Below are 24,092 nucleotides of genomic sequence, written 5' to 3' on the forward strand. Positions count from 1 at the left end.
GGACGTCTACGGTACCGGAATGGGCTACGCGATCGGCATCGACGTAGGCGGTACCTTCACCGACGTGGTCCTGCGCGGTCATGTGGGCGAGGTAACGGTAGCCAAGTGTTTGAGCACCCCCTACGACCCCATCGCCGGAATTACGGACGGTGTTACACGCGTGCTCGCCGGCGTGGACCCCGCATCGGTCACCCGGGTCGTGCACGCCACCACACTGGCCACCAACGCCGTGCTCGAACGCAAGGGCGTGCGGGTCGCCTACGTCACCACCCAGGGCTTCCGCTCGGTCGTCCCCCTGGGCCGGTACGCCCGGGTCGAGGAGGACCGCTACGACCTGCGCTTCACCCCGCCGCCCCCGCCGGTGGCCGCGGGCGACTGCTTCGAGGTGGTGGAGCGGGTGTCGGCGCGCGGGGCCGTACTGACGCCCCTCGACCTTGCGTCCGTACGGCGGGTGGCGGCGGAGATCGCGCGGCGGGGCATCACGTCGGCGGCGGTGTGCCTGATGCACTCCTACGCCAACCCCGACCATGAGCGGCAGGTGGCCGCGATCCTCCGCGAATCTGTCGAGAACGTGGTCGTCTCGTCCGAGGTATGGCCGGAGATCCGCGAGTACGAGCGGGCCACGACGACCATCATGTCCGCCTATATCGGACCGATCATGGCCTCGTACCTCTCCAGGCTGCGCGACCAGCTGGCCTCGCTGGGCGTGGAGGCGCCCGTCCACGTGATGGAGTCGAGCGGCGGTGTGATCTCCGCCGAGTTGGCCGCCAGGCGGGCGGTCGCCATGATCGAGTCCGGCCCGGCGGCCGGGGTGCTCGCGGCGGCGGGCAGCGGGTTCGCCAACGTCATCTCCTTCGACATGGGCGGGACGACGGCCAAGACCTGTGTGGTGCGAGACGGGCGGCCGGAGATCACGCACGAGTTCCACGTCGGCGGCAAGGGCAGCTTCGGCGGGCGGCGGGCCGGGACCGGAGTACCGATCAAGACCCCGGCCATCGACCTGGCGGAGGTGGGCGCGGGCGGCGGCAGCATCGCCTGGCTCGACGCCGCCGGAGCACTGCGCGTCGGTCCGCACTCGGCGGGCTCCGACCCGGGCCCCGCCTGCTACGGACTGGGCGGCTCCGAGCCGACGGTCACGGACGCGAACCTGGTTCTCGGCTACCTGACGTCGGCGTCGATCCCGCTGTCCGCGCCGCTCGCCGACAAGGCGCTGGAGCGGGTGGCCGGGCCGCTCGGGGTGTCCAGGGCGGCGGCGGCGCACGCCGTGCACGAGATCGTCAGCGCCTCGATGGCCGCGGCCGTGCACGTGGTGACCGTGCAGCGGGGGATCGATCCGCGCGGGTACGCGCTGGTGGCCTTCGGCGGGGCGGGGCCGATGCACGCGGCGCGGGTGGCGGAGCGGTTCGGGATCGGGACCGTGGTGGTGCCCGCCCATTGCGGCGTCGCGTCGGCGGCCGGGCTGCTGGTGGGCGACCTGTCGACGGACCGGGTGCTGTCGCGGCTGGACGCCGGGGATCCCACGGAGGTGTTCGACTCGCTGGCCTCTTCGGCGGCGGAGGATCTCGGGGTGTCGCCGACCGATCCGGGGGTGCGGGTCTCACGGTCGGTGGACGTACGGTTCCGGGGGCAGTCGCATGATCTGACCGTGCCGTGGAGTTCCTCGCGTACGGAGTTGGAGGCGCGGTTCTTCGACCGGTACGAGCGGGTCTACGGGATCTCGCAGCGGGGCGAGGTGGAGATCGTCAGCTACCGGGTCCGCGTCACCCTGCCCGCCGCCCCGGTCCCGGCGGTCACCGACGTCCCCGTGGCTTCTTCGGGGCCTTTTGGAGTGCGGTCCGCGTACTTCGCCGAGGTGGGCGGGTATGTCGAGGTGCCGATGCACACCCGCGACACGCTGGCCGTCCTGGCCGGTCCGGGGATCATCGAGGACGCCGAGTCCACGATCGTGGTGCCGCCCGGGTGGACCGCCACGCTGGGCCCGGCGCGGGCCGTACATCTGACCAGGGAGCCGCATGAATGACGTGCTGACCGCCGAGGTGCTGCGGAACGCGCTGGTGGTCGCCGCCGAGGAAGCCAGCATCGTCGTCGTGCGGTCGGCGTACTCGACGTTCATCGTCGAGGGGTCCGACGCCTCCGCCGCCGTCCTGGACGCGCGCGGGCGGCTGATCGCGCACTCCATGGCCACCACGCTCATGAACAGCATGGCGCTCAAGGTCGCCCTGCCGGAGCTCGTCCGGGACGTGCCGCTGGAGACGATGCGGCCCGGTGACGTGTACGTGCTCAACGACGCCTACCGGGGCGGCGTGCACACCAACGACCTGCTCGTCTACCGGCCCGTCTTCGTCGAGGACCGGCCCGCGTACTTCGCCGCGACCATGATCCACGTGTCGGACCTGGGCGGGCTGTCCGCCGGTGGCATGGCGCCGCTGGCCACCGACATCTTCCTCGAAGGGCTTCAGCTGCCTCCCGTACGGCTGGCCACCTCCGCCGGTCTGGAACCGGCCGTGGAGGCCATCCTGCGGGCCAACAGCCGTACGCCGGACAAGGTCATGGGCGACGTACGGGCGCTCGTGGCGGGCACCGCCGTGGCGGCCGCCCGGGTCGGGGCGCTGGTGGCGGAGTACGGGGCGGCGGGGCTGGCGAGCGGGATCGACGATTACCTCGACTACACGGAGGCCAGGACGCGGACCGCGCTGGCCGACCTCCCGGAGGGCCGCTTCGAGGCGTCGTACCCGATCGACGACGACGGAATAAGTCCCGAAAAATCGCATGATGTCCGGGTGGCCATCACCCTGGAACGCCGCTCCTCCGATGGCGGGCGCGTCGAGCCAAAGGCGCCCGAGACTCGGACGGACAGCGAGCCGCAGGTGCCGGAGATGCGGGCTGTGGTGGACTTCGCCGGGACCGGTGCCCAGGTGCCGGCGGCGATCAACGCGTCCGCGTCACAGTCGCTGGCCGCCGCCGTGTTCGCGGTGCGCTGCTTCCTCGATCCGACGATCCCCATGAACGACGGCTGCCTGCGCGCGATCGAGGTACGGCTGCCGGAGGGCTCGCTGCTCAACGCCCGCTCCCCCTACCCGTGCGGCGGACGGTACGTACCGATCTACGCGGCCATGGAGGCCATCTTCCAGGCGCTGTCGGACGCCGTCCCGGAGCGGGCCATCGCGCCCAGCGGCATCCTCCAGCCGTTCTCGATCGCGGCCGTCGGGGCGCCGTACTGGATCCATCTGTCGTACGACTTCGGCGGCGTCGGCGCGCGGCGGGGGCTCGACGGGCCGGACGCGACAGGCGTGCACTTCGGCATCGGCCGCAACTCGGTGCCGCAGGCCGAGCCGGTGGAGAGCCGCTGCCCGCTGATCGTGGAGTCGATCGAGACCATCCCCGACTCCGGCGGCCCCGGACGGCATCGCGGCGGGCTGGGCTCGCGGACCGTGTACCGGTTCCTGGCGGATTGCCACGTCACGACGCGCGGCGACCGGCTGCGCCTGGCCCCGCCGGGCCGCGACGGCGGACTGCCGGGACGGGTCGGCGGCTTCTTCAAGCGCCACCTGGACGGGACGGTCGAGCGGCTGGCGTCGAAGGTGAACAACGTACGGTTCGCCGCCGGTGAGGCGTTCGTGGTGGAGACGACGGGTGGGGGCGGAATGGGCTCCCCGTACGAGCGGGACCGCGAAGCGGTACTCGCCGACCTCGACGCGGGCCGCGTCACGGAACGCGGCGCCCAGGAGGACTACGGCCTCACCCGCTGATCCGGCGACTGCGGACGTCCGCTCTTCCCCGCCCCCAAAGGGGGTATCCCTTCACAAGGACCTCAGCCACCACGGACCGTCAAAGGAGATCGAGACGGTCGTGGGACGCCCATCGTCCTAGCTCCGGGGCCGCCAGGAGGCCGCGCCCTGGTGGACGGCGGAGTGGACGGCGCGGGCCAGGCGGGCGCCCCAGGTCGAGCGCGGGCCGCCGAAAAGCTCCTGCGGCCCCTCAGCGCGTACGGCCAGGCACAGGGCGTCCGAGGCGGTGCCGGTGCACGGGAAACCCGCTTCGATCAGCGCCTGCGACTTGGCCTCCGTCATCGTCATCACGGCGTTGACCAGGGCGGCGTCGGTCATCGCGACCGGCAGCACGGCCATCAGGTTGATCGTCCCCACAGGCGGCGCGAGGGTGCTGAGCATCGGGGCCAGCTCGGGGTCGGTGGCGCCCTCGGGGGCGGCCGCCCAGGTGGGGACACGTAACCCGACCGTCGCCACGACCTCCGCGCCGCCGTCCACCGCCCGCGCGTAGCGCTCCACCGAGGCCGCGGTCATCATCCCCACCCCGCTACCGTCAGGCCCGAGGTCGAGCAGGTGCTCGACCGGGTCCATCCGCGAGTAGCCCGCCACGACCTGCGCGTTCAGCACCCACGTACGCTCCCCGATCCCCCCGCCCAGGAGCGCCGACGAGATCATCCGCCATCCCGGCCCGAACTCCCACAGCAGCGACCCGAGCCGCGCTCCGTCCTCGACCCGATACGTCAGCTCCACGAGACCCCCTTCAGGACGACGCCCTCGACCCGATAGGCCGGCGCCACTTTCACGAGCCACCCCTGACCAGGTGCACGACGGGCCGGCCTCCGGGACCCGGCGCGATCTCCACCCGGGCGTCGAAGTGGGTGCCGACCAGCGCCTCCGTGAGCACCTGTCCCGGCTGCCCGGCGGCGACGGCCCGGCCGCCGGCGAGCAGGAGGAGCCGGTCGGCGTACTGCCCGGCGAGGGTCAGGTCGTGCAGCGTCGTCACCACGGTCAGCTCGTCGGCGAGCCTGAGCCGGTCGACCAGCTCCAGTACCTGCTGCTGGTGCCCGAGGTCGAGCGCGGTCGTGGGCTCGTCGAGCAGGAGCGCGGGCGCCTCCTGGGCCAGTGCCCTGGCCAGGACCACCCGCTGACGTTCGCCGCCGGACAGCTCCCCCAGCCGGCGCGCGGCGAACTCGGTGAGGTCGAGACGTTCGAGCACCGACCTGGTGACCTCCTTGTCGTGGCGGCTCTCGCTGCCGAGGTAAGGAATGTACGGGGTGCGGCCGAGCAGGGCGTAGTCGTACACGGTGATGTCGGGGGGCAGCGAGGGCGTCTGGGGGGCGTAGGCGACCAGCCTGGCCCGGTCCCTGGGCCTGAGCGTGTTCGCGGCCCGGCCGCCGACGGTGACGTCGCCCCGGTGGGCGACGACGCCCATGACGGCTTTGAGCAGGGTGGACTTTCCGGCGCCGTTCGGGCCGATGATCGCCAGCCATTCGCCGCGCCGTACCGAGAGGTCGACGTCGGTGAGCACCTCGCGCTCGCCGAGCCGTACGGACAGGGCGCTCGTCTCGATCATCCGGGCCGGCCGGGCCGTGTCGGCCTGCCCGGCCGTGGCGGCGGTCACATGGCGGTCTGCCGGCCCCGTAGCGGCGGTCATGTGGCGGTCTGCCGGGTCATGCGCAGGACCGCCACGAAGAACGGCGCGCCGACGAACATGGTGACCACCCCGATGGGCAGTTCGGCGGGGGCGATGACGGTGCGCGCGACCAGGTCGGCGAGCACGAGGAAGGCGGCGCCGCCGATCAGCGACAGCGGCAGCACGATCCGGTAGGAGCCGCCCGCCAGCCGCCTGACCACATGCGGAATGACGATGCCGACGAACCCGATGAGCCCGCTCACCGCCACTGCCGCAGCGGTGGCCAGGGAGGCGGCGAGCAGTACCGCCAGCCGTACCCGCCCGGCGCGGACGCCGAGGCTGGTGGCTTCCTCGTCCCCCACCGAGAGCACGTCCAGCATCCGCCCATGCGCGAGCAGCAGTACGGCCGAGACGGCGGCGTACGGCAGGACCAGCCAGAACTGGTCCCACCCGCCGCCCACGTCGCCCAGGATCCAGGAGTAGATGCGCTGCAACTGCTCGACCTTGAACTGCTGAATGAACGTCTGGATCGCGGTCAGGAACGAGGTGACGGCCACCCCCGCGAGCACCAGCGTGGCGGTGCCGCCCGAGCGCCCGGCGGTGTTGCCGAGCACGTACGCGAGAAACACCCCGCCGACCGCACCCGCGAAGGCGGCCACCGGGATGCCGACCGCTGGGGTCGGCACGAGCACGATGACCACAGTGGTGGTCAGCCCGGCTCCGGCCGCGGCGCCCAGCAGGTAGGGGTCGGCCAGCGGATTGCGGAACACCCCCTGGTAGCCGGCCCCCGCGATGGCCAGCAGCCCGCCGACCACGGCCGCCACCAGCACCCTGGGCAGCCGCAGCTCGAACAGCAGCCCCTGCTCCACGGGTGCCAGCCCCGAGTCCACGTGTACGTACGGCAGCCAGTCGAGCACCTGGAGCACCACCTGCCACGGCGAGATGTCGGCGGCCCCGCCGAGCAGCCCGGCGACCATGGAGACGGCGAGCACGGCCAGCGCGCCCGCCGTCCACATCGGTCTGGACCTCACTGGCGGGTGGCCGCCTTGCCGACGGCGTCACTGATGGTCTGCGCCAGGTCGACGACCCGCGGGCCCCAGCGCGAGGCGATGTCGTCGTCGAGCTGGATCACCTGGTCGCCCTTGACGGCCGACAGTCCCTTCCAGCCGGGGCGCTTGGCCAGCGTGTCCTTGCTCTGCTGGCAGCACTTCACATCCGCCAGGAAGATCAGGTCCGGGTCGGCCTGGGCGACGAACTCCGCCGACAGCTTGGGGTAGCCGCCCGCCGGGTCCGGCGCCTTGTCGGCGATGTTGGTGAGGCCGAACATGGCGTAGATCTGCCCGATGAACGTGCTGGACGTCGCCGCGTAGGGGGTCTGGTCGATTTCGTGGTAGTAGGTGAGCTTCTTGTCCTTGGGGGCGCTCGCCGAGAGCTTGTCGAGGGATGTCTTCATGCCTGTCACGACTTGTCCGGCCTTTTCGGTGTTTCCGGTGGCGGCGCCGAGGTCGGTGATCTCGTCGTACGCCTCGTCGAGCTTGGTGGCGGCGGGCTCCAGGAGGACCGGTACGTTCACCTTGCCCAGCTTGGCGACGATGCCGTCGATGTCGTTGGAGACGATCACCAGGTCGGGCTTCTGGGAGACGATGGCCTCGACGTTCGGCTTGAAGCCGGACAGGTCGGTCTTGGGGACACCGGCCGGGTAGTTGGACTGGTCGTCCACCGCGATGACCTGGGGGCCCGCGCCGATGGCGAAGAGCGTCTCGGTGTGGCTGGCGGAGAGCGAGACGATTCGCTCCGGCTTTTTGGCGATGCTGACCTTGCCGTTGCCCGCCTCGACCGTCACGGGGAAGGCGGCGGAGCTGGTCGAGCCGGTCGTACCGGTGGAGCCGGTGGGGCTCGCGGGTGACGGGGTGGTGGTAGTGCTGGTCTGACCACATCCGGCCAGAACAAGCGTTCCCAGCAGCGCGCCCGCGAAGGCCGTGCGTACGGGCCTCACGAGAAGTCCTTTCACACTGTCGGAACCGAGAGACCCGCTTGAGAGCGACGGATCACCCTTTTCCACGAGGGTTGATGACGTCAGCGCGGAGGCAGGCGACCTGGCTATGACAGTTGCGGGACAGCGCCGGACTCGCACCGGACTTCGCTGCAACTCTGCGCGTCGGACAGACGCTATCAATGCGCCAGATGGGCGTTAAGTCAAGGGGTGCCCAATTGGGCTTCCGCCTCAGCGATGATCTCTTGCAACCTGAGCCCGTGGGCCGCGTCCAGCGGGTGGCCACCGCCCTGGCGTACGGTCCGCGCGAACTCCTCGGCGATGGTCTCGAACGGATCGTCGTCATCACTGGGCAGCAGCGTCACGCTGCCCGTCCTGCCGTACACCGCGACGCTGGCGGGCGGCAGGTCGCCGGCGGCGGCCATGCACAGCGACGCCTCGCTGGCCGCGCCGCCCTCGTGATCGAGCAGCAGTCCGGTCCAGCCGAGCGGGTTGCCGTGCGCGCGCACGCCGGTCACCCGGCCGAGCGCGGCGTCGAGCAGGTCGACCACGTGCGGCCCGACGTCCAGGAGCGCCCCGCGCTCGAGCCGCCACGGGGTGCCGAAGAGGTGGCCGCCCAGCAGGACATTGGAGATGTTCGCGGCGTGACCGCCGAATGCCTCGATTTCCGCGCAGCGCGCCAGGAACTCCCTGACCTGCTTCATATAACGCATGCTGAGCACCATCTGGGAGGGCACACCGGCCTCACGCACGGCGTCGGCGAGCCGCCGCGCGTTCTCCAGCGAGTCGGCGAGCGGCTTCTCCAGCAACAGCGCCTTCCCGGCCTTCGCCGCGCGCACCCCCAATTCGGCCTGTACGCCCGGCGGCACGCAGAACGCCACGGCCTCGCACGCCTCGAACAACTCCTCGACCCGCTCGAACACCGGCGCCCCCAGCCGAGCGGCAGCCTCCGGGCGCCGGGCCCACACGCCGGCGAACCGGAGATGCGGGCTGTTGACCAGCATGGGCGCATGCGCGCGCTCCGCCCACGGCCCCGCCCCGACCAACCCGACCGACACCGGTTCCATTCATCCCCCTTGATCCGCCATAACCCTAATGCGGTTCCTAGGAATGTTCTGCGGGTATCCGGTCTTCCACTCCCCCGCAGGGTGTCCCCTCCAGGGGGCTCCTGCCACGACAGACCGACTTCCTCCGCACCCCGGCGCCCTCCAATTCTTCCTCGTCCCCGGAGGGGGTATTTCTCCCAAGGACCCCAGCCACGACAGACCGTCACAGGGATCGAGACAGTCGTGTGACGAACCACGCCGGGGAATCCCGATGGTCACCCCGCCGCGTCGCGCCATTGGCGCAGGGCGTGTTCAGGGCGGTGGGCCACCGTGCCGGAGTCAATGACGATGGTCTGTCCCGTGATGCATCGCGACTCACCCGAGGCGAGGAAGGCGACGAGGTCGGCCACGTCGTCCGGGGTGCAGGCCCAGGGCAGCAGCCGTTCGGCCGCCTTGTCGGCCAGCCGCTCCCGGCCGAGGGCCTGCGCGGCCGCATCGGTCAGGACCAGCGCGGGCGCGACGGCGTTGCAGCGGATGCCGCGCGAGCCGTACTTGGTGGCCACGTAGCGCACGAAACCGGTCAGCGCCGCCTTCGAGGTGCCGTACGCGACGTGCGCGACGTCGCCCAGCAGGCCAGAGACCGACGAAGTGACGACGAACGCGCCGCCGTCGGCCATCACAGGGGCCGCGTGCTTGACCATGAGCAGGCAGCCACGCAGGTTCACCGCCATCGTGCGGTCCCAGACGGCGACATCGAGGTCCTCAAGGTCGCGATCACGGCCGTAGGTACCGGGGTCGAGCGCGGCCGCATTGGAGTGGACGACGTCCAGGCGGCCGAACGAGGTGACCAGGTCGCCGATCGCCTCGGCCACCTGCTTCTCGTCCGACACGTCACAGACGAGCGCTGCGGCCGTGCCGCCCCTGGCGCGGATGGCGGTGGCGACCGACTTGGCGCCCGCCGCGCGCACGTCCAGGACGCCCACGCAGGCGCCCTCGGCGGCCAGGCGCGACGCGCACGCCGCACCGATGCCCGACCCCGCGCCCGTCACCAGGGCCACCCGCCCATCGAACCGACCCGGCGCGGCACTCACCACGTCACCTTCCCGTCAAAAAGGCCCGACGCCACGCTCACCACGCCACCCGCCCGCCAAACCGGGCCCAGCACGGCACTCACCACGTCACCCGCAGGGCCGTCAGTCCCCGGCCCACGATGGACTTGCGGTAGACGATGGGCTCGTCGGCGAGTCTGAGCGAGGGCAGGCGGCGGCCGAGCACGTCAAGCGCCGTCCGGAGCTGCAGCCGGCCGAGCGCGGCGCCCACGCAGAAGTGGATGCCGTAACCGAAGACCATGTGGGCGTCGGCGTTGGCCCGGTCGATGACGAACCGGTCCGGGTCGGGGAAGACGGTCTCGTCGTGGGCGGCGGAGTCGGTGGAGAGGAGCACCAACGACTTCTCCGGAATTATCACGTCGTGGAGTGAAATATCGGTGGTGGCGTACCGGAACGACCCGAGGGAGGCGCCGTCGATGCGCATGCACTCCTCGACCGCGTTCTGGATCAGCGGCGGCGCGACCGGCCAGGCGTCCTCGCGCAGCAGCCGCAGGACGCTGTTGGCGAGCTGGTTCGGCACGGTGTCGTTGCCGCCGAGCAGGATCGTGGAGATCAGCTCCACCACCTCGCGATGGCTGAGCTCGGAGCCGATCAGCGAGGTCATGAGCGAGGTGAAGTCGTCGCGTGGCTCCTTGGCGCGGCTCGCGACCAGCCGATCCACGTAATCCAGATAGGTCAGGAAACTGTCGGCCAGTTCGAGCTGGCGGTCTGGCGGCTGCGGCGACAGGAAGAGCTGGAACCAGTCCTTCACATGCGCCTGTACGAACCCCTCGTCCGACTCGGGCACCCCGATGAACCGGGCGGTCAGCTTGATCGACGGCTCGTGCCCGATCTCGGACACGAAGTCGGCCTCGCCCCTGGGCGCCACGCGGTCGAGCAGGTCCTCGTTGAGCCGCCGGAAGTGCTGCTCCATGGCCGAGACCGCCCGTGGCGTGAACGCCTTCGACACCGAACGCCGCAGCCTGGTGTGGTCGGGCGGATCGACGTTCGCCACGAAGCTGGACAGGAACGACCCATGCTCGCCCAGCCTTTCGCGCGTCTCACGGGTGAGGCTGCGGGAGATGGTCAGCGAGCCCTCCGAGGAGAACCGCCTCGGGTCGCCGTACGCCGCGCGCACGTCGGCGTGCCGGGTCAGCACATAGGCGCCGAGATGCTCGCTGCGGAACACCGGCCGCTCCCGGCGCAGCCTGCCGAGGAACTCGTACGGCGAGGCGACGTGCCAGTCCGAGCCGACGTCGAAGTCCTCGATCGCGTCCCCGATCGTGCCGTTGGTCGCGTCCTCGATCGTGCCGCCGGTCGTCCAGCCGGTCGTGCCGTCGGTCGCGTCCTTGAACGTCCCGTCGGTCGTGCCCTCGATCATGCGAAGATCCTCCGGGGATTGTCGACGAGCATCTGGTGGATCTGCTCCTCGGTGACGCCCCTCTTGCGCAGCTCGGGCAGGACGTCGCGGGAGATGTGCAGGAGGTGGTAGTTCGGGTGGCGCTGCCGTACGACCTCAGCGTCGAACCGATCGTTGAAGCAGTACGAGTCGTGACTTAGCACCATTTGGTCGGCGTGGCCGCGCGCGCACATCGTCGCCACGATCGACACCCGGTCCTCGAACGGCGAGAGCGTCTCGATGCCGAAGCGGTCCATGCCGAGGTAGGAGCCGTTCGCGGCCAATTCCTCCAGGTAGGCGACGTCGGTCGAGTCGCCCGCGTGCCCGATGACGACCCTGGTGAGGTCGACGCCGAACTCGCCGAGCACCCGCTGCTGATCCAGGCCGCCCCTGGAGGCGCTGTGGGAGTGGGTGGTGATGGGCACGCCCGTCTCCAGATGCGCCTCCGCGACCGCACGGAAGACCCGTTCGGTCCCCTTGGTCATGCCGAGATGGTCGGTGGCGCATTTGAGCATGCCCGCCTTGACCCCGGTCCGGCCGATTCCCTGAACGATGTCCCGTACGAAGAACTCCGCCAACCGATCAGGCCCGCCGAACAGCGAGCCGGGACCCCGGTTGCCGAAGTACGGGGGCAGGGCGTCGTAGGTGTAGAGGCCGGTGGCGGCGACGATGTTCACGCTGGTCAGCTCGGCCACCCGCTGGACGGCGGGGATATACCGGCCGAGCCCGATGACGGTCAGGTCCACGATCGTGTCGATGCCCTCGGCCCGGAGGTCGTCCAGTTTGGCCGCCGCCTCCCTCGCCCGCCGCTCGAGGTCCCACCCTTCCGGGATGTCCGGCCAGTTCCAGAGAATCTCCGGACTGAGCCCGAACACGTGCTCATGCATGAGCGTGGCGCCCAGCTCGCCCACCGGCCCTCTCACGGTCTCAGGCATGCGCGTCTCCCACCTGCGCCCCTCTCACTGCGGCGTCTCTCATCTGTAGGTCTGGGGCGCTCACACGCACGGGAACCTCGGGTGGTCGAACGGCCGGTTCACCTCTAGGTCGAGCCCGTCCGTCTGCTGGTACGGCGTGCCGGTGTAGAGGGCGTTGGCGTCGAAGTACGTGACGGTGAACGACAGGCGCGGCTGGTCACGGTGATTGGCGGGTGCTCCGTGCACGGTCAGGGCGTGATGCACGGTCGCGTCGCCCGCCGCGAGGTCGAGGGGCGGCGACAGCTCCAGTTGCTTGAGCCACGGGTGCTGGCTGAGCTGATCGTCACCCGTCCGGGTGAAGCTCCGCCCGAGCAGTCCGTACCGGTGCGAACCGCTGAAGAAGCGCAGCGACCCCATGTCCGCCGGTACGTCCACCAGCGCCAGCCAGACGGTCAGCATCGCCGAGCGGTCCATCGGCATCCACGGGAAGTCCTGGTGGAACTCGGTCGCCGCGTGCTCCCCGGGCTCTTTGACGAGCAGGTTCGTGACCTGCACGCGTACGGCCTCCACACCGTGCAGCAGCCGGGTCGCGTTCTCGCCCATGGCCGGGTTCAGGGCCAGCGTCCGAAACGCCTCGTCGCTCTCGGCGATGTCGCGCGACTGCCCGAACGCCTGGTCCACCAGTGTCCGCCGCTCCTTCGCGCGGGCTGCCAGGTAGCCGGTCGCCCGCTGCCTGAGCTCGGCCACGGCGCCGGGAGGCACGAGGGCAGGCAGCCGCACCCATCCGTGCTCGTGAAAGAAGCCCGCCTCGTCGTCCGACGCGGCGCGCACGGGGATCTCCATGTCCCACAGTCTTGCACCTGAGCAAGCGCTTGGTAAGTGCCCTTGCCCCTTCGGTCAACGCGTGTCCTCAAATACGGAAGGGGAACCATAAAACGGATACACGGCCATAAAAGTGGGCAGGGAACTCTTGTTCGTCGCGCGCGGGGGAGGCGTTCGACGTCCGCGATATGGGGGAGGAATCATGACCGTTGCCCAGTCTCGAGCGCGTTCGTCCAAAGAACTAACGATTGATCTGCCGATGATGAGCGTTCAGGTCCATCCCCCGGATCTGCGGATGCCGCACGTCGAGATGCCACATCTGGGGTTGCCGCGTCTAGGGCTACCGCGCCTTTCCCGGCGGGAGCTCGGTCACGCCGTCGACGTGGCACGGACGTTCCTTCCGCCGCCCGAGCGCCTCGCGTACTACGGCGCGCTCGGCGCGCTCGCGGCGTTCGGCGTGCTCGACTGGCCGGTGGCCGCCGCCATCGGCGCCGGTGCGCTGATCGCGCGGCGCGGACAGCAAGGGGAGAGCGGGACACCCGCCCGCGGTACGCAGGCGTCCCCGCCCGCCACCGCCCGCGCCACGACCTCCGGCGCCCGCGGCCGCGCCACGACCCCCGCCCGTGGTCGCGCCACGACGTCAGGCACCCGCAGCCGTGCCACGACCTCCGCCGCGCGCAGCCGCACCGCGACCGCCGCGACCGCCACGCCGAAGAGCGAAACCGAACAGAAGAGCGCCACCACGTCCAGGACCACCACCTCCAGGAGCGCCACCACACCGAAGAGCACCGCTGCCTCCCGGAGCTCGGCCGCACCCAAGAGCACCACCAGGTCCAGGACCACCGCCACACCAAAGAGCACCGCCTCGGGAGGGACCGCCACCTCGGGTCGGCGTACCGCTTCGGGCAGGCGCAGCACCTCCTCGACGAGCGCCGCCGCGACCACCGGCTCCTCGAAGAGGGCCTCCTCCCAGCGCAAAACGGCCTCCTCCACCACGTCACGGGGTGCTCGGGCGAGCACCACCGGGCGTGCGCGGTCGGGCCGGTGAGACCGGGTTGCCACGTGTACTGAGTAGCCTGCGCGCCGTTCGGACGGTTCCGCTGAGGGGACGACATGTGGCCGTTCTCCGCTGACACGGTCCTGAGCGTGCTCCCAGAGCCGGTACGGAGCATGCTCCCCCGCCCTCGCCGGATACAGAAGTGCGCGGGTGGCGTTCGCATCGAACTGCGGCACGTCGGCGGTCCCGGCACGGAGTCGGCCGCCCGCGTCCTCGAAGACCGGCTGCGCGCGGCCGGAGTGGACCGGGCCGAGGTGAACGGCGCGCTCGGCTGTGTGTTCGTGAGCTGCGACGCGGCCACGGCCGATCTGGACAAGCTCGCGACCATCGTCGACGAACTCGACGTGACCGGCATCGGCACCGGTGGTCCGGTGGCGCTCGACGGCGTGCAGCAGCAGGCCCGCGCCGCGATGAGCCTCGGCCTGCACGTCCTGGGCACCGGGCTCGCGCTGGCCGGCCGGGTCGCCCGCCTGCCGAGCCTGTCGCCGGCCGTACCCGCCGTCCTGTCGCTGGCCGAGCACACCCCGCGGATCCGGCGCGAGCTGGAGCGGTACATGAGCGTTCCCACCGCGGAGGCGGTGGTCGCGTCCACTCGCCTCGTCTCCCAGACGTTGGCGGTACGGCCCGTGTCGATGCTCGTCGACTCCGTCGCGGCGGCCATCCGCTTCGTCGACTCGTGCGCCGGGCGGCGGGCCTGGGAGCTGCGCGAGGAGGAGTTCGCCGACGCCGACGGGGCGTACCGGCACATCAAGGTCGCGGAGCGGCCTCGACCTGTTCCGCTGCCGCACGGGCCCGTCGAGCTGTACGCCAATGCCGCGAGCACCGCCACGGTGGTGACGCAGGCGGTCACCACCGTGGTGGGCGGCGGCCACGAGCGGGGGCTCTCCGTACTCATCACGGGGATCCCGAAGGCCGCGCACTTCGGCAGGGACGCCTTCACCAGCGTTCTCGCGCGCGCCCTGGCCAACCGCGGTGGAATGGTGCTCCACCGCCGCGCGCTGGGCCGTCTGGATCGCGTCGACACGGTCCTCCTCGACGCCGCCGCGCTGACCACGGGCGGGTGGACGATCGACGGCATCGTCCCGCTCGGCACAGACCATGGCGCGAACCTCGGCACGGACCACGGCGCGGACGGGAACTCGGGCGGGAGCCTGGACGAGCTGCACGCGCGGATCTACACGCTGCTCGACCTCACCGATCCGGCGGCCCGGCGCGAACGGGACGGCTGGTCGGCGGGGCCGTACTCGGCGACGCGCGATCCCGCGGAGGTGCGGAAGTGGCGCCGTCAGGGGATCCGGCCGATCAGCGTCTCTCGGCAGGGGATCCCGGTCGCGCTGGTCGGGGTGGCGCCGGAGCTCCACCCGCTGGCCGAAGCCGTGGTCGCCGCCGCGAAATGCGCGGGCGACGTGGTCCTGGCCGGTGGGGAGGCGTACCTCGGCCCGCGACTCGGTGTGGACCGGGTCGTCAACGGCGGCTCCCGGCTGGTCGCCGCGCTTCGGTCGCTGCAGTCCGAAGGACACGTCGTGGCCGTGGTGTCCCGTACGTCGAGGCGCGGCCTGCGCCAGGCGGACCTGGGCATCGGCGTGCTCCGAGGGGCGCGGCGCGTGCCATGGGACGCCGACGTGATCAGCGACCTCGACGGGATCCACCTGCTGCTGCGCTGCGTCCCGTACGCGAAGAAGGCCAGCAGGCGCAGCGTGCGGGTGGCCGCCGCGGCGGGGGTCGTCGGCGCGGGCCTGGCCGTGCTCGGCCCGGCCCCGACGGCGGTGGCGCGGGCGCACCTGGTACGCGACTGTACCTCCGTGGCCGCCCTGGTCACCGGGGAGTGGGTGGGACGGAACGTCAGACGGACGGCGCCGCCGGTGCCCGCCGATCGCACGCCATGGCACGCGATGGCGGTGCCCGACGTCCTCGCCCTGCTGCGTACGTCACCGCACGGGCTGAACAAGAGGGAGGCCGAGCGCCGCAGGACGAAACCGGCGCGGCCGGATTCCGCCGGGCCCACCTCCCTGGTCATGGCGTCCCTGGAGGAGCTCGCCAACCCGTTGACGCCGGTCCTGGCGGCGGGCGCGGGGCTGTCGGCGTCGGTCGGTTCGGTCCTGGACGCCGTACTGATCGGCGGCGTGATGGTGGTCGACGCCGTCATCGGCGGGGCGCAGCGGCGTGGCGCCGACCGGGAGGTGCACCGGCTCACCGAGGTCACCGCCGTCCGGGTCCGGCTGCGCAGGCCCGGCGGCGGCGTCTCCGGCGTCGCCGACGACCTGGTGAAGGGGGACGTGATCGAGCTGCGCGCCGGTGACGCCGTACCGGCCGACGGCAGGCTGATCCAGGCGGTCAACCTGGAGATCGACGAGTCCACCTTGACCGGCGAGTCGCAGCTCGTGTCCAAGACCGCGGCGCCCACCGTGGCCGCCGCCGTCGCGGATCGCCGGTCCATGGTGTACGAGGGCACTACGGTGGCGGCCGGACACGGCCTGGCCGTGGTCGTGGCGACCGGGGAGGAGACCGAGGCGGGCCGGACCGCCGGACTGGCCGCCGAGGGGCCGCCGGTGAGCGGTGTGGAGCTGCGGCTGCGCAGGCTGAGCCGCCGTATCCTGCCCGCCGCGATCGGGTCGGGCCTGGTCCTGATGGTGACGAACCTGCTGCGCGGCTCGCCCCTGTCCGCGGCCCTCGCCCCCGCGGTGAGCCTGGCCGTTGCCGCGGTCCCCGAAGGGCTGCCCTTCATCGCCACCGTGGCCGAGCTCGCCTCCAGCAAACGGCTCTCCCAGCGCAACACGCTGGTCCGCAACCCGTCGACGATCGAGGCCCTGGGCCGGGTCGACGTGCTCTGCTTCGACAAGACCGGAACGCTGACCGAGGGCCACATCAGCCTGCGCCAGGTCTCGGACGGACGCCACGCCCGGCCGGTCGAGACGTTGACGCCGGAGCTGAAGGTGATCGTCGGCGCGGCGCTCCGGGCGGGTCCCCGCTTCGAGGGCGGGCGGGCCATCCCCCATCCGACGGACCGCGCCGTCGTGGACGGCGCCGCCAAGCTCCACGTGGCGCCCAAGGACGGCCTTCGGGAGTGGCACCGGGTCGACGAGCTGCCGTTCGAACCCGCGCGCGGCTACCACGCGGTGCTCGGCCTGTCCGAGTCGGGTCACCTGCTGAGCGTCAAGGGAGCCCCCGAGGTCGTCCTCGACCGCTGCACCCACCTGGTCCGCGGCGGCGAGCAGGTACCCATGGGCCCGAGGACCAGGCGTGAGCTGGAGAAGGAGGTGGAAAGGCAGGCGTTGCAGGGCTTCCGCGTGCTCGCCGTCGCCGAGCGTGAGGCGTCCAGCCGCGCCGATCTCGACGAGGCCCGCATCCAGCGCCTGTGCTTCCTGGGCTTCCTCTGCCTGGCCGACCCAGTACGGCCCACGGCGAAGCGGAGCGTCGAGGGGCTGATGCGCGCCGGCGTGCGGGTCATCATGATCACTGGTGACCATCCGAGCACGGCCGAGGCCATCGCCGCCGAGATCCACGTTCTGAACGGCCAGCGGGTGATGACCGGACCCGAACTCGAAGGGCTGGACGACGACGCCCTGGTCGAGGTGCTGCCCGAGGTGGCGGTGTTCGCGCGTACCACGCCCGAGCACAAGGCCCGCATCGTCTCCTGCCTGCGGCGGGCCGGCAAGGTGGTGGCCGTCACGGGTGACGGCGCCAACGACGTCCCCGCGATCCGGCTCGCCGACATCGGCATCGCCCTCGGACCGCGTGCCGTCCCGGCCGCCAGGGCCGCCGCCGACATCGTGGTGATCGACGATCGCATCGAGACGATCATCGACGCGATCTCCGAGGGCCGGGCGATGTGGGGCTCCGTCCGCGACTCGCTCGGCATCCTGCTCGGCGGGAACGTCGGAGAGATCGCCTTCACGGTCGGATCTAGCCTGCTGTCCAGGCGCAGCGCGCTGAACGCCCGCCAGTTGCTCCTGATCAACCTGCTCACCGACATGCTGCCCGCGATGGCCGTGGCCGTTCGCCCGCCGAACGCCGAGACCCCGGAGAAGCTGCTCGCCGAGGGGCCGGAGGTCTCGCTCGGCACCGCCCTGACCCGGGACATCTACGTGCGCGCGGTCACCACCGCCGCGGCGGCGACCGCGGCGTGGCTGCTCGGCCGGATGACGGGCACGCCGCGCCGCGCGTCCACCGTCGGGCTCATCGGCCTGGTGGGAGCGCAACTGCTGCAGACTTTGTCGGTGGGGGACGGGGATCGGTTGGTGTTCCTCGCGTCGGTGTCGTCGCTGGCGGCCCTCATGGTGATCATCTCCGTCCCGGGGCTCAGCCAGGTCTTCGGCTGCCGTCCGGTCGGCCCGTTCGGCTGGGCCATCGGGCTGGGCTGCGCCGGGGCGGCGGCGCTGGTGGCGGGGCTGATGGAGCGGGCGAGCGCGGAGCAGTCATCAGCGGTTCACCATATAGACACCTGATTTGTTGCCTTATCGCAACTTTTGTGGCTGATTATCCTCATAACGGTAGGTTTACTGATGTGAGGTACTCGGTGTCTGAATTTCTGGCCTCTGTGCTCGCGAAGGCGGGCATGATGCTCCTGGAAATGCTGATCGCGCGGCTCATCCAGGCGCTGGTCACCTCCCTCGCCGGCCGCGCCGCCTTCCGACTGGCCTGATCTCGCCGCGCGCGCCTTGCGGTCAGGGCCTTTGCTTCCTGTACGGCACAGCCGCCCCACCCGCCACCCGCCGCACATGGCTGAGGGCCTCCAGGAAAACGGCCGCTGAACCCGCACATGGCCGGGCGCCGTTACGTGCGCATAGTTGACCATCTCCGTGGTTTCGCGGCGTGATCGCCTCTAAGCTGGCAGGCGTACGTACACAAGCGCTTGCTCAAGCGAGGAGAAGCACGTGCGGCGGTTCAGGTTCGGGGCGGTGGTGCGGCAGGCGGAGTCGGGCAAGGCGTGGGCGGACAAGGCCAGGCGGCTGGAGAGTGCCGGGTTCGACGTGCTGCTCGTGCCCGACCACCTGGTCGGCCCGCGATTCGCCCCCGTGGCGGCGCTGGCCGCCGCCGCGAGCGTGACGACGCGGCTTCGGGTGGGGACCCTCGTGTTCGCGAACGACTTCCGGCATCCGGCCGTGCTGGCCAAGGAGACGGCGACCCTCGACGTGCTGTCCGACGGGCGGCTCGACGTGGGGCTCGGGACCGGCTGGATGGCCGAGGACTACCAGCGGGCCGGCCTGCCGTTCGAGCCGCCCGGGGTGCGGGTGGACCGGCTGGCCGAGGCCGTGGCCGTGCTGAAGGGGCTGTGGGGCGACGGGCCGTACACCTTCGACGGGGCGCACTACCAGATCCGGGCGCTCGACCAGCAGCCCAAGCCCGTACGGCGGCCGCACCCGCGGCTGCTGCTGGGCGGCGGCGGGCCGCGGATGCTGCGGCTGGCCGCCCGGGAGGCCGACGTGGTGAACCTGGGGATGCGGGTACGCGCCGACGGCACCGGGCCCGACGGGAACGACGGCGGGCGGCAGGCGTTCATGGACAAGCTGCGGACGGTACGCGCGGCCGCCGGCGACCGCTACGACCGGCTGGAGCTGGGCACGAGCGTGGTGCAGGTGGGCGTGCGCAAGCCGGAGGAGACCTGGAGCGCCGCCGACACCTCACAGCTGGACGAGACACCGCAGGTACTCCTCGGCACTCACCACGACATCGTCGACAAGCTCCGCTACTGGCGGGATGAGCATGATATTTCGTATTTCGTGGTGCACCACGAGCGCGACCTCGACGCCTTCACCCCGATCGTCGAGGAACTCGCTAAGGGATGAGGATCACCTTGCCCATGGTGTTCCTGCTCTCCAGCGCCGCATGGGCGGCCGCGGCCCGCTCCAGCGGGAAGGACTGGACGGCGGGCGTGAGCTCGCCGCTCGCCGCCGCCTCCAGCGCTCGGTCCCGCAGATCGTCCATGCCGCCCTGGCGGCCGAGCAGGTAGCCGATGCCGTCGCACGAGGTCACGCCGCGGGCCTTCAGTTCGGCCTCCTCAGGATGGAACCACTCCCCCGACGCCTGCCCGAACACGACCTGCCGCCCACCCTCAAGGAGTTCGAAGGCGGATCTGCCGAGTTCGCCGCCGACCCCGTCGAAGACGATCGTGACGTCGCCGGCCGACTCCCGTACGACGTCCGTCCAGCCGGGTGTGCTGTAGTCGACCGCCAGGTCGGCGCCCAGCGAGCGGACCCGGGCCGTCTTGGCGGGACCGCCCGCAGCTCCGACGACCGTCGCGCCCACCCGGTGGGCGTGCTGGACGAGCAGCGTACCGATCCCCCCGGCGGCGGCCATGACCAGCACGACGTCCGAGGCCGTCACGGGTGCGAGCTCCAGCAGTCCCAGCGTGGTGGCGCCGGTCGAGTGCATGGCGACCGCCGCCCCGTACTCCAGCCCGTCGGGCAGCATCGTCAGACCGGCGGCGGGTGCGACGGCGAGCGAGGCGTAGCCGCCCGAGGTCACCTCGCTGGTCACCACGCGACTGCCCAGCAGGTCGGAGCCGACGCCCTCACCGACCGACTCCACCACCCCCGCCACCTGTTGGCCGAACGTCGTGGGCAGGTCGGGCGCAGGGTGCGGGCCGATCGGGATGCCCCGCCTGAACAGGGTCTCGATGAAGTGCACACCGACGGCGTGTACGGCGATGCGGATCTCGCCGGGGCCCGGCAAGGGATCGGGGACGGACTCATAGCGGAGGTTCTCGGCAGGACCGTAGGAATAGAGCTTTATCGCGTGCATGCCGCCCAGCCTGCTACCTGAACCACGGTTGAGGTCAACCGTGCCGGATGATGGAAGTCATGGACGAGATGGTGTTGCTCAGGCACGGCGCTACAGAGTGGAGCAAGGCGGGCAAGCACACGGGCCGCACCGATGTGCCGTTGCTGCCCGAGGGCGAGGAACAGGCGCGAGCGCTGGCGCCGCTGGTCAAGGAGATGACGTTCGACCTGGTGCTGGTGTCCCCCGCCCAGCGGGCCCGCCGGACGGCGGAGTTGGCCGGGCTGGAGGCGTACGAGGTGGACGCGGATCTGTGGGAGTGGGACTACGGCGGCTACGAGGGGATCACCACGCCCGAGATCCGGGAGACCCGGCCGGGCTGGTACCTGTGGCGTGACGGCGTGACCCCCGGCGACGCCGAGCATCCCGGGGAGAGCGCGACCGACGTGGGCGCGCGCGCCGACCGGGTGATCGCCAGGGCGAAGGCGGCCGAGGGGCGGGTGGCGCTGGTGGCGCACGGACACTTCCTGCGCGTGCTGACGGCCCGCTGGCTGGACCTGCCACCCACCGACGGCCGCCTGTTCAAGCTCGACACCGGCACGTACTCACGGCTGGGCTACGAACACGCCGAACCCGTGGTGACGACCTGGAACGCACCGGTCTCCTGACCCCGGCGAGCAGCCCGACGCTAACCCGATGTGCCTCCGGGCGCCAGACGGCTGCCGGGGAAGGGCGACAGGAGGGTCTCGCGCCACGGCCCGTCGAGGAAGTCGCGGGCCCGCTTGGCCCAGTCGAGCAGGCGCGGGTCCGGCGGCACCTCGTCGTCCAGCCCGAGGGCGGCGTCCCGGGCCCGCTGCGTGCGCAGGTGGTCGTCGAGCGACACGCCCCAGACCGTGACGGCCTCGGTGTCGCAGAACAGCACCTCGTACAGGCCGACCAGGTGATGCCCGTGCTCGGCCAGCAGCGGGGCGCGTTCGGTGCGGACCGCCTCCAGGTAGTCGAGGGCGGCGCCGGGTCGTACGCGGGCGCTCTCGAACACGTAGAACTCGGCGGTGGCCACCTCGCTCAGGTCCGGGCAGCCCGGCACGGCGCCGAGCGGGCGAGAGAAGGCGGAGAAGCGCAGGTCGTCGATGTCGGACAGGAACAGACGGTCGTCCACCCCTCGGTAGATCTCCATCATCTGGCGCCAGCCGCCGTCCCAGCCGCCGTGGCAGTCCCACAGCGTGACCGCCTTGAACTGCGGGTGCCCGGTGATGCCTACGGCGTAGAAGGCGCCGGCCAGGTCGATCTCGCGGGACCTGATGGACATGCCGGAGGTCAGCGTGGGCGCCTGGCGGGCCTCGTCCTCGCGCTTGTAGCGGGTCAGCCAGGTGAGGTACTCCATCGGGCGCCGGGAGTTCATCGGCCGGAAGTCGACCTCTTCGAGAAGGTAGATTCCACGCCGCATCCCGGGCTCCTTTGACCAAGCGATTGCTCGGCCTCAACCCTAGCTGATCAAGCGACCGCTTGGGTAGGCTGCGGCCCTCTCCCCGTCAGCCACTCCAGCACCCTGCGGTGCCCGGAGGTGGCGTCCTCGAAGTGTCCCCAGTGCCAGTAGCGCGGCTGGTCACGGAGTCCCGTGACCCACGTGCGATAGGAAACGGCAGCGCCGGAGGGCGCGACGCCGTAGGTGCGGATCACGACCTTGCCGCCGGGTGCGAAGAGCACGTCGTCGGCGATCGGATAAAGGGTCATCTGGTCGAGCATGTGCTGATCATGGAGTCCGCAGGAGGCGGGGCGGTTACACCTCCGGCGCGCCCCCGTTAAGGGGGCCCGCCGGAGGTTAACAGCCTGTTACACCAGGAGACCGTCGAACTCCCCATCCTTCACTCCGAGCACGAGGGCTCGGATCTCGTCGCGGGTGTAGATCAGGGCCGGGCCATCGGGGAAGCGCGAGTTGCGCACCGCCACCCCGCCGTCGGGGAGCTTCGCGAGTTCGACGCAGTTCCCCTGTGAGTTGCTGTAGTGGCTCTTGCGCCAGGCGACCTGCTGCAGGTCGGTCGCGGGCATGCCGTTGTAGGTCTGCTTCATCTACATCTTTCTGAGAAGACCGCCGATGAGCTCGACGGTGCCCCCTGGCGTGGTGCTCTCCACGCATAACTGCTCCATAGCCGTGAGATATGGATCGATGTCCTCACGCTTGTCCAGGTACAGGGCACCCCAGAGCTGCTCGACATAGACAACGTCCGACAAGTCGGACTCGGGAAATCGCAAGATGCTGAACGCGCCACCTTCAGCGGCGTGCATGCCATATCTGAAGGGCATCACCTGAATGGTGATATTGGGAAGGGCAGCGACTTCCAGCAAGTGCTGAAGCTGCTCGGACATGACCTCCCGCCCGCCGATGGTCCTCTTGAGGGTCGCTTCGTCGATGACCGCCCACAGCCGCGGGCCGTCCTTCTGCGTGAAGCGCTCTTGTCGCTGCATGCGCAGATGCACGCGGCGCTCGATCTGCCCAGGGGTCTCATCGGGGTTGCCGAGTTGGTATACCGCGCGTGCGTATGCGGCCGTCTGCAACAGACCAGGCACGAACTGCACCTCATAGGTACGGATCACGCTGGCTGCTTCCTCTAGCCCCACGTACGTGGTGAACCACGCGGGCAGAACGGCTGAATACTTGTGCCACCACCCGGGGGTGTTGGCTTCGCGGACCATCTCCAGCAGGGCACGGCGCTCGGCGTCGTCGACGACGCCGTACAGGGTGAGCAGGTCCTCCACATCGCGTGTCTTGAATCCGACGCGACCGAGTTCCATACGGCTGATCTTCGACTCGGACGCCCGGATGTGGAATCCGGCCTGGTCGCGGGTGAGCTCGCTGGCTTCACGCAGCCGCCGCAAACTGGCGCCAAGCATGATGCGCCGAACGGTCGAACCTGAACCGGGCGGATCGAGGGACACGTGCTGCTCCTTGGTCGTTTCCTTAGCACACAGTCTGTCACTCCACGGCCGAAAGATCATATGCCGCGGACAAGATCCCCTTTCCCACTGATTGACCTTTTGGGGCAACGGTAGCGCTTGCACACGGTGTCTGCACGTGCATTCGCTCTTGCACCTGCACGAGAGTTTGCTCCAGAATGATCAACGTGCAATCCACCACGGCGACGCAGGGCTCGTGGACCACGTTCGACTGGTGGCCCCCGGTCGGGTGGTGGCCGGAGGCCGCGCGTGACCTGCTGGTCCCAGGCCCGGCCTCGAGCGCCACGTTCGTCCTCCCGCCCACGGCGTCCTCGATCCACTCCGTCCGCAGCTTCACCAACGGCACCCTGACGGGATGGGGCCTCGGCGAGCTGATCGAGAACATGGAGCTGGTGGTCTCCGAACTGGCCACCAACGCGCTGCGACACGGATTACGCCTGGCCGAGCCGCATTGCCACCGCCCGGTCCACATGTCCCTGGTGCGCCGCGGCGCGCTGGTTACCAGCGCCTTCACCGATCCAGGCTCATCGGTGCCCGTGCTGAGATACCCTGGCCCTCTCGACACCGGCGGCCTCGGACTCCACATCGTCGAATCGCTCAGCCACCGATGGGGCTGGTCCGCACTCGCGCCCCACGGGAAGATCGTCTGGGCAGTCCTCTCCTGACCGGGGGTGATCTGCATTACCGTGGATGCTTATGGC

Annotated in this window: 22 protein-coding genes and 1 riboswitch; of the genes, 7 read left to right on the forward strand and 15 right to left on the reverse strand. The window is 70.7% G+C overall.

What is annotated here, in order from left to right:
* Nucleotides 1-19 precede the first annotated feature (19 nt).
* Together AB0L53_RS28565 and AB0L53_RS28570 are read left to right on the forward strand one after the other, a co-directional pair.
* Nucleotides 20-2,020 carry a hydantoinase/oxoprolinase family protein gene (locus tag AB0L53_RS28565; protein ID WP_363999952.1) on the forward strand — a complete coding sequence of 667 codons (2,001 nt, stop codon included), beginning with the start codon at nucleotides 20-22 and terminating at the stop codon, nucleotides 2,018-2,020.
* On the forward strand, nucleotides 2,013-3,749 hold the full coding sequence (locus AB0L53_RS28570) for a hydantoinase B/oxoprolinase family protein (RefSeq protein WP_363999955.1): 1,737 nt from the start codon (nucleotides 2,013-2,015) through the stop codon (nucleotides 3,747-3,749). Before AB0L53_RS28565 ends, AB0L53_RS28570 begins: the two co-directional genes overlap by 8 nt.
* A gap of 117 nt (nucleotides 3,750-3,866) precedes the next feature.
* Here AB0L53_RS28570 and AB0L53_RS28575 read toward each other — a convergent pair whose 3' ends face one another.
* From AB0L53_RS28575 to AB0L53_RS28620, 10 genes are all read right to left on the reverse strand, one after another.
* Entirely contained in the window at nucleotides 3,867-4,517 is a 651-nt protein-coding gene (locus AB0L53_RS28575; RefSeq protein WP_358551036.1) for an adenosylcobinamide amidohydrolase, read from the reverse strand.
* 49 nt (nucleotides 4,518-4,566) lie between these two features.
* The gene (locus AB0L53_RS28580) at nucleotides 4,567-5,421 is read right to left on the reverse strand and encodes an ABC transporter ATP-binding protein (RefSeq protein WP_363999958.1); all 855 of its coding nucleotides are present in this window, start codon (nucleotides 5,419-5,421) and stop codon (nucleotides 4,567-4,569) included.
* Complete coding sequence (locus AB0L53_RS28585) at nucleotides 5,418-6,416, reverse strand: iron ABC transporter permease (protein ID WP_358551224.1); 999 nt, start codon at nucleotides 6,414-6,416, stop codon at nucleotides 5,418-5,420. Before AB0L53_RS28585 ends, AB0L53_RS28580 begins: the two co-directional genes overlap by 4 nt.
* A gap of 11 nt (nucleotides 6,417-6,427) precedes the next feature.
* On the reverse strand, nucleotides 6,428-7,396 hold the full coding sequence (locus AB0L53_RS28590) for an ABC transporter substrate-binding protein (protein WP_363999961.1): 969 nt from the start codon (nucleotides 7,394-7,396) through the stop codon (nucleotides 6,428-6,430).
* A 72-nt stretch (nucleotides 7,397-7,468) separates the two neighbouring features.
* Nucleotides 7,469-7,589, reverse strand: a riboswitch (cobalamin riboswitch).
* Between the two features lie 7 nt (nucleotides 7,590-7,596).
* Nucleotides 7,597-8,460, reverse strand: a complete 864-nt coding sequence (locus AB0L53_RS28595) for a Gfo/Idh/MocA family oxidoreductase (protein ID WP_363999964.1) — start codon at nucleotides 8,458-8,460, stop codon at nucleotides 7,597-7,599.
* A gap of 254 nt (nucleotides 8,461-8,714) precedes the next feature.
* A complete protein-coding gene (locus AB0L53_RS28600; RefSeq protein ID WP_363999967.1) occupies nucleotides 8,715-9,530 on the reverse strand; it encodes an SDR family oxidoreductase in 816 nt (271 codons plus the stop codon).
* A 79-nt stretch (nucleotides 9,531-9,609) separates the two neighbouring features.
* A complete protein-coding gene (locus AB0L53_RS28605; RefSeq protein ID WP_363999970.1) occupies nucleotides 9,610-10,908 on the reverse strand; it encodes a cytochrome P450 in 1,299 nt (432 codons plus the stop codon).
* The gene (locus tag AB0L53_RS28610) at nucleotides 10,905-11,861 is read right to left on the reverse strand and encodes a phosphotriesterase-related protein (RefSeq protein ID WP_363999973.1); all 957 of its coding nucleotides are present in this window, start codon (nucleotides 11,859-11,861) and stop codon (nucleotides 10,905-10,907) included. The genes AB0L53_RS28605 and AB0L53_RS28610 overlap by 4 nt, the downstream gene beginning before the upstream one ends.
* 60 nt (nucleotides 11,862-11,921) lie before the next feature.
* Complete coding sequence (locus AB0L53_RS28615) at nucleotides 11,922-12,683, reverse strand: phytanoyl-CoA dioxygenase family protein (protein ID WP_363999976.1); 762 nt, start codon at nucleotides 12,681-12,683, stop codon at nucleotides 11,922-11,924.
* A 402-nt stretch (nucleotides 12,684-13,085) separates the two neighbouring features.
* Nucleotides 13,086-13,724 (reverse strand): hypothetical protein, encoded by a 639-nt coding sequence (locus AB0L53_RS28620; RefSeq protein ID WP_363999979.1) that lies wholly within the window; start codon nucleotides 13,722-13,724, stop codon nucleotides 13,086-13,088.
* A 51-nt stretch (nucleotides 13,725-13,775) separates the two neighbouring features.
* Here AB0L53_RS28620 and AB0L53_RS28625 point away from each other — a divergent pair, with 51 nt between their 5' ends.
* The 3 genes from AB0L53_RS28625 (at nucleotide 13,776) to AB0L53_RS28635 (ending at nucleotide 19,505) form a co-directional block, all read left to right on the forward strand.
* Complete coding sequence (locus AB0L53_RS28625; RefSeq protein WP_363999982.1) at nucleotides 13,776-18,164, forward strand: cation-translocating P-type ATPase; 4,389 nt, start codon at nucleotides 13,776-13,778, stop codon at nucleotides 18,162-18,164.
* Nucleotides 18,165-18,235: 71 nt separating this feature from the next.
* Complete coding sequence (locus tag AB0L53_RS28630; RefSeq protein ID WP_363999985.1) at nucleotides 18,236-18,361, forward strand: hypothetical protein; 126 nt, start codon at nucleotides 18,236-18,238, stop codon at nucleotides 18,359-18,361.
* 232 nt (nucleotides 18,362-18,593) lie between these two features.
* On the forward strand, nucleotides 18,594-19,505 hold the full coding sequence (locus tag AB0L53_RS28635) for a TIGR03621 family F420-dependent LLM class oxidoreductase (RefSeq protein ID WP_363999988.1): 912 nt from the start codon (nucleotides 18,594-18,596) through the stop codon (nucleotides 19,503-19,505).
* Here the strand turns inward: AB0L53_RS28635 and AB0L53_RS28640 are convergent.
* On the reverse strand, nucleotides 19,495-20,460 hold the full coding sequence (locus tag AB0L53_RS28640; protein WP_363999991.1) for a zinc-binding dehydrogenase: 966 nt from the start codon (nucleotides 20,458-20,460) through the stop codon (nucleotides 19,495-19,497). The genes AB0L53_RS28635 and AB0L53_RS28640 overlap by 11 nt on opposite strands.
* Before the next feature lie 59 nt (nucleotides 20,461-20,519).
* Between AB0L53_RS28640 and AB0L53_RS28645 the strand changes: the two genes are divergently transcribed.
* Nucleotides 20,520-21,104, forward strand: coding sequence for a histidine phosphatase family protein (locus AB0L53_RS28645; RefSeq protein ID WP_363999994.1), 585 nt, complete (start codon nucleotides 20,520-20,522; stop codon nucleotides 21,102-21,104).
* A 20-nt stretch (nucleotides 21,105-21,124) separates the two neighbouring features.
* On the opposite strand, the gene AB0L53_RS28650 is transcribed toward AB0L53_RS28645, so the two are convergent.
* The 4 genes from AB0L53_RS28650 to AB0L53_RS28665 all read right to left on the reverse strand — a co-directional run bounded on the left by AB0L53_RS28650 (nucleotide 21,125) and on the right by AB0L53_RS28665 (nucleotide 23,328).
* On the reverse strand, nucleotides 21,125-21,883 hold the full coding sequence (locus AB0L53_RS28650) for a hypothetical protein (protein ID WP_358448247.1): 759 nt from the start codon (nucleotides 21,881-21,883) through the stop codon (nucleotides 21,125-21,127).
* Between the two features lie 47 nt (nucleotides 21,884-21,930).
* Nucleotides 21,931-22,182, reverse strand: coding sequence for a hypothetical protein (locus tag AB0L53_RS28655; RefSeq protein WP_357960055.1), 252 nt, complete (start codon nucleotides 22,180-22,182; stop codon nucleotides 21,931-21,933).
* A gap of 87 nt (nucleotides 22,183-22,269) precedes the next feature.
* Nucleotides 22,270-22,506, reverse strand: a complete 237-nt coding sequence (locus AB0L53_RS28660; protein ID WP_225299640.1) for a DUF397 domain-containing protein — start codon at nucleotides 22,504-22,506, stop codon at nucleotides 22,270-22,272.
* Complete coding sequence (locus tag AB0L53_RS28665) at nucleotides 22,507-23,328, reverse strand: helix-turn-helix transcriptional regulator (RefSeq protein WP_225299863.1); 822 nt, start codon at nucleotides 23,326-23,328, stop codon at nucleotides 22,507-22,509.
* Between the two features lie 221 nt (nucleotides 23,329-23,549).
* Between AB0L53_RS28665 and AB0L53_RS28670 the strand changes: the two genes are divergently transcribed.
* Nucleotides 23,550-24,056: an ATP-binding protein gene (locus AB0L53_RS28670; RefSeq protein ID WP_357960052.1), complete on the forward strand. Its 507-nt coding sequence runs from the start codon at nucleotides 23,550-23,552 to the stop codon at nucleotides 24,054-24,056.
* Nucleotides 24,057-24,092: the final 36 nt, after the last annotated feature.

The organism is Nonomuraea sp. NPDC052129 (assembly GCF_040680095.1).
GTDB lineage: Bacteria > Actinomycetota > Actinomycetes > Streptosporangiales > Streptosporangiaceae > Nonomuraea.

Excerpts from the sequence above, each read along its gene's own strand:
- AB0L53_RS28565 (WP_363999952.1), top strand. The coding sequence starts at position 20 with ATGGGCTACGCGATCGGCATCGACGTAGGCGGTACCTTCACCGACGTG.
- AB0L53_RS28570 (WP_363999955.1), top strand. The coding sequence starts at position 2,013 with ATGAATGACGTGCTGACCGCCGAGGTGCTGCGGAACGCGCTGGTGGTC.
- AB0L53_RS28580 (WP_363999958.1), bottom strand. The coding sequence starts at position 5,421 with ATGACCGCCGCTACGGGGCCGGCAGACCGCCATGTGACCGCCGCCACG.
- AB0L53_RS28585 (WP_358551224.1), bottom strand. The coding sequence starts at position 6,416 with ATGTGGACGGCGGGCGCGCTGGCCGTGCTCGCCGTCTCCATGGTCGCC.
- AB0L53_RS28595 (WP_363999964.1), bottom strand. The coding sequence starts at position 8,460 with ATGGAACCGGTGTCGGTCGGGTTGGTCGGGGCGGGGCCGTGGGCGGAG.
- AB0L53_RS28605 (WP_363999970.1), bottom strand. The coding sequence starts at position 10,908 with ATGATCGAGGGCACGACCGACGGGACGTTCAAGGACGCGACCGACGGC.
- AB0L53_RS28610 (WP_363999973.1), bottom strand. The coding sequence starts at position 11,861 with ATGCCTGAGACCGTGAGAGGGCCGGTGGGCGAGCTGGGCGCCACGCTC.
- AB0L53_RS28615 (WP_363999976.1), bottom strand. The coding sequence starts at position 12,683 with ATGGAGATCCCCGTGCGCGCCGCGTCGGACGACGAGGCGGGCTTCTTT.
- AB0L53_RS28625 (WP_363999982.1), top strand. The coding sequence starts at position 13,776 with ATGTGGCCGTTCTCCGCTGACACGGTCCTGAGCGTGCTCCCAGAGCCG.
- AB0L53_RS28640 (WP_363999991.1), bottom strand. The coding sequence starts at position 20,460 with ATGCACGCGATAAAGCTCTATTCCTACGGTCCTGCCGAGAACCTCCGC.
- AB0L53_RS28645 (WP_363999994.1), top strand. The coding sequence starts at position 20,520 with ATGGACGAGATGGTGTTGCTCAGGCACGGCGCTACAGAGTGGAGCAAG.
- AB0L53_RS28650 (WP_358448247.1), bottom strand. The coding sequence starts at position 21,883 with ATGCGGCGTGGAATCTACCTTCTCGAAGAGGTCGACTTCCGGCCGATG.
- AB0L53_RS28655 (WP_357960055.1), bottom strand. The coding sequence starts at position 22,182 with ATGCTCGACCAGATGACCCTTTATCCGATCGCCGACGACGTGCTCTTC.
- AB0L53_RS28660 (WP_225299640.1), bottom strand. The coding sequence starts at position 22,506 with ATGAAGCAGACCTACAACGGCATGCCCGCGACCGACCTGCAGCAGGTC.
- AB0L53_RS28665 (WP_225299863.1), bottom strand. The coding sequence starts at position 23,328 with ATGCTTGGCGCCAGTTTGCGGCGGCTGCGTGAAGCCAGCGAGCTCACC.
- AB0L53_RS28670 (WP_357960052.1), top strand. The coding sequence starts at position 23,550 with ATGATCAACGTGCAATCCACCACGGCGACGCAGGGCTCGTGGACCACG.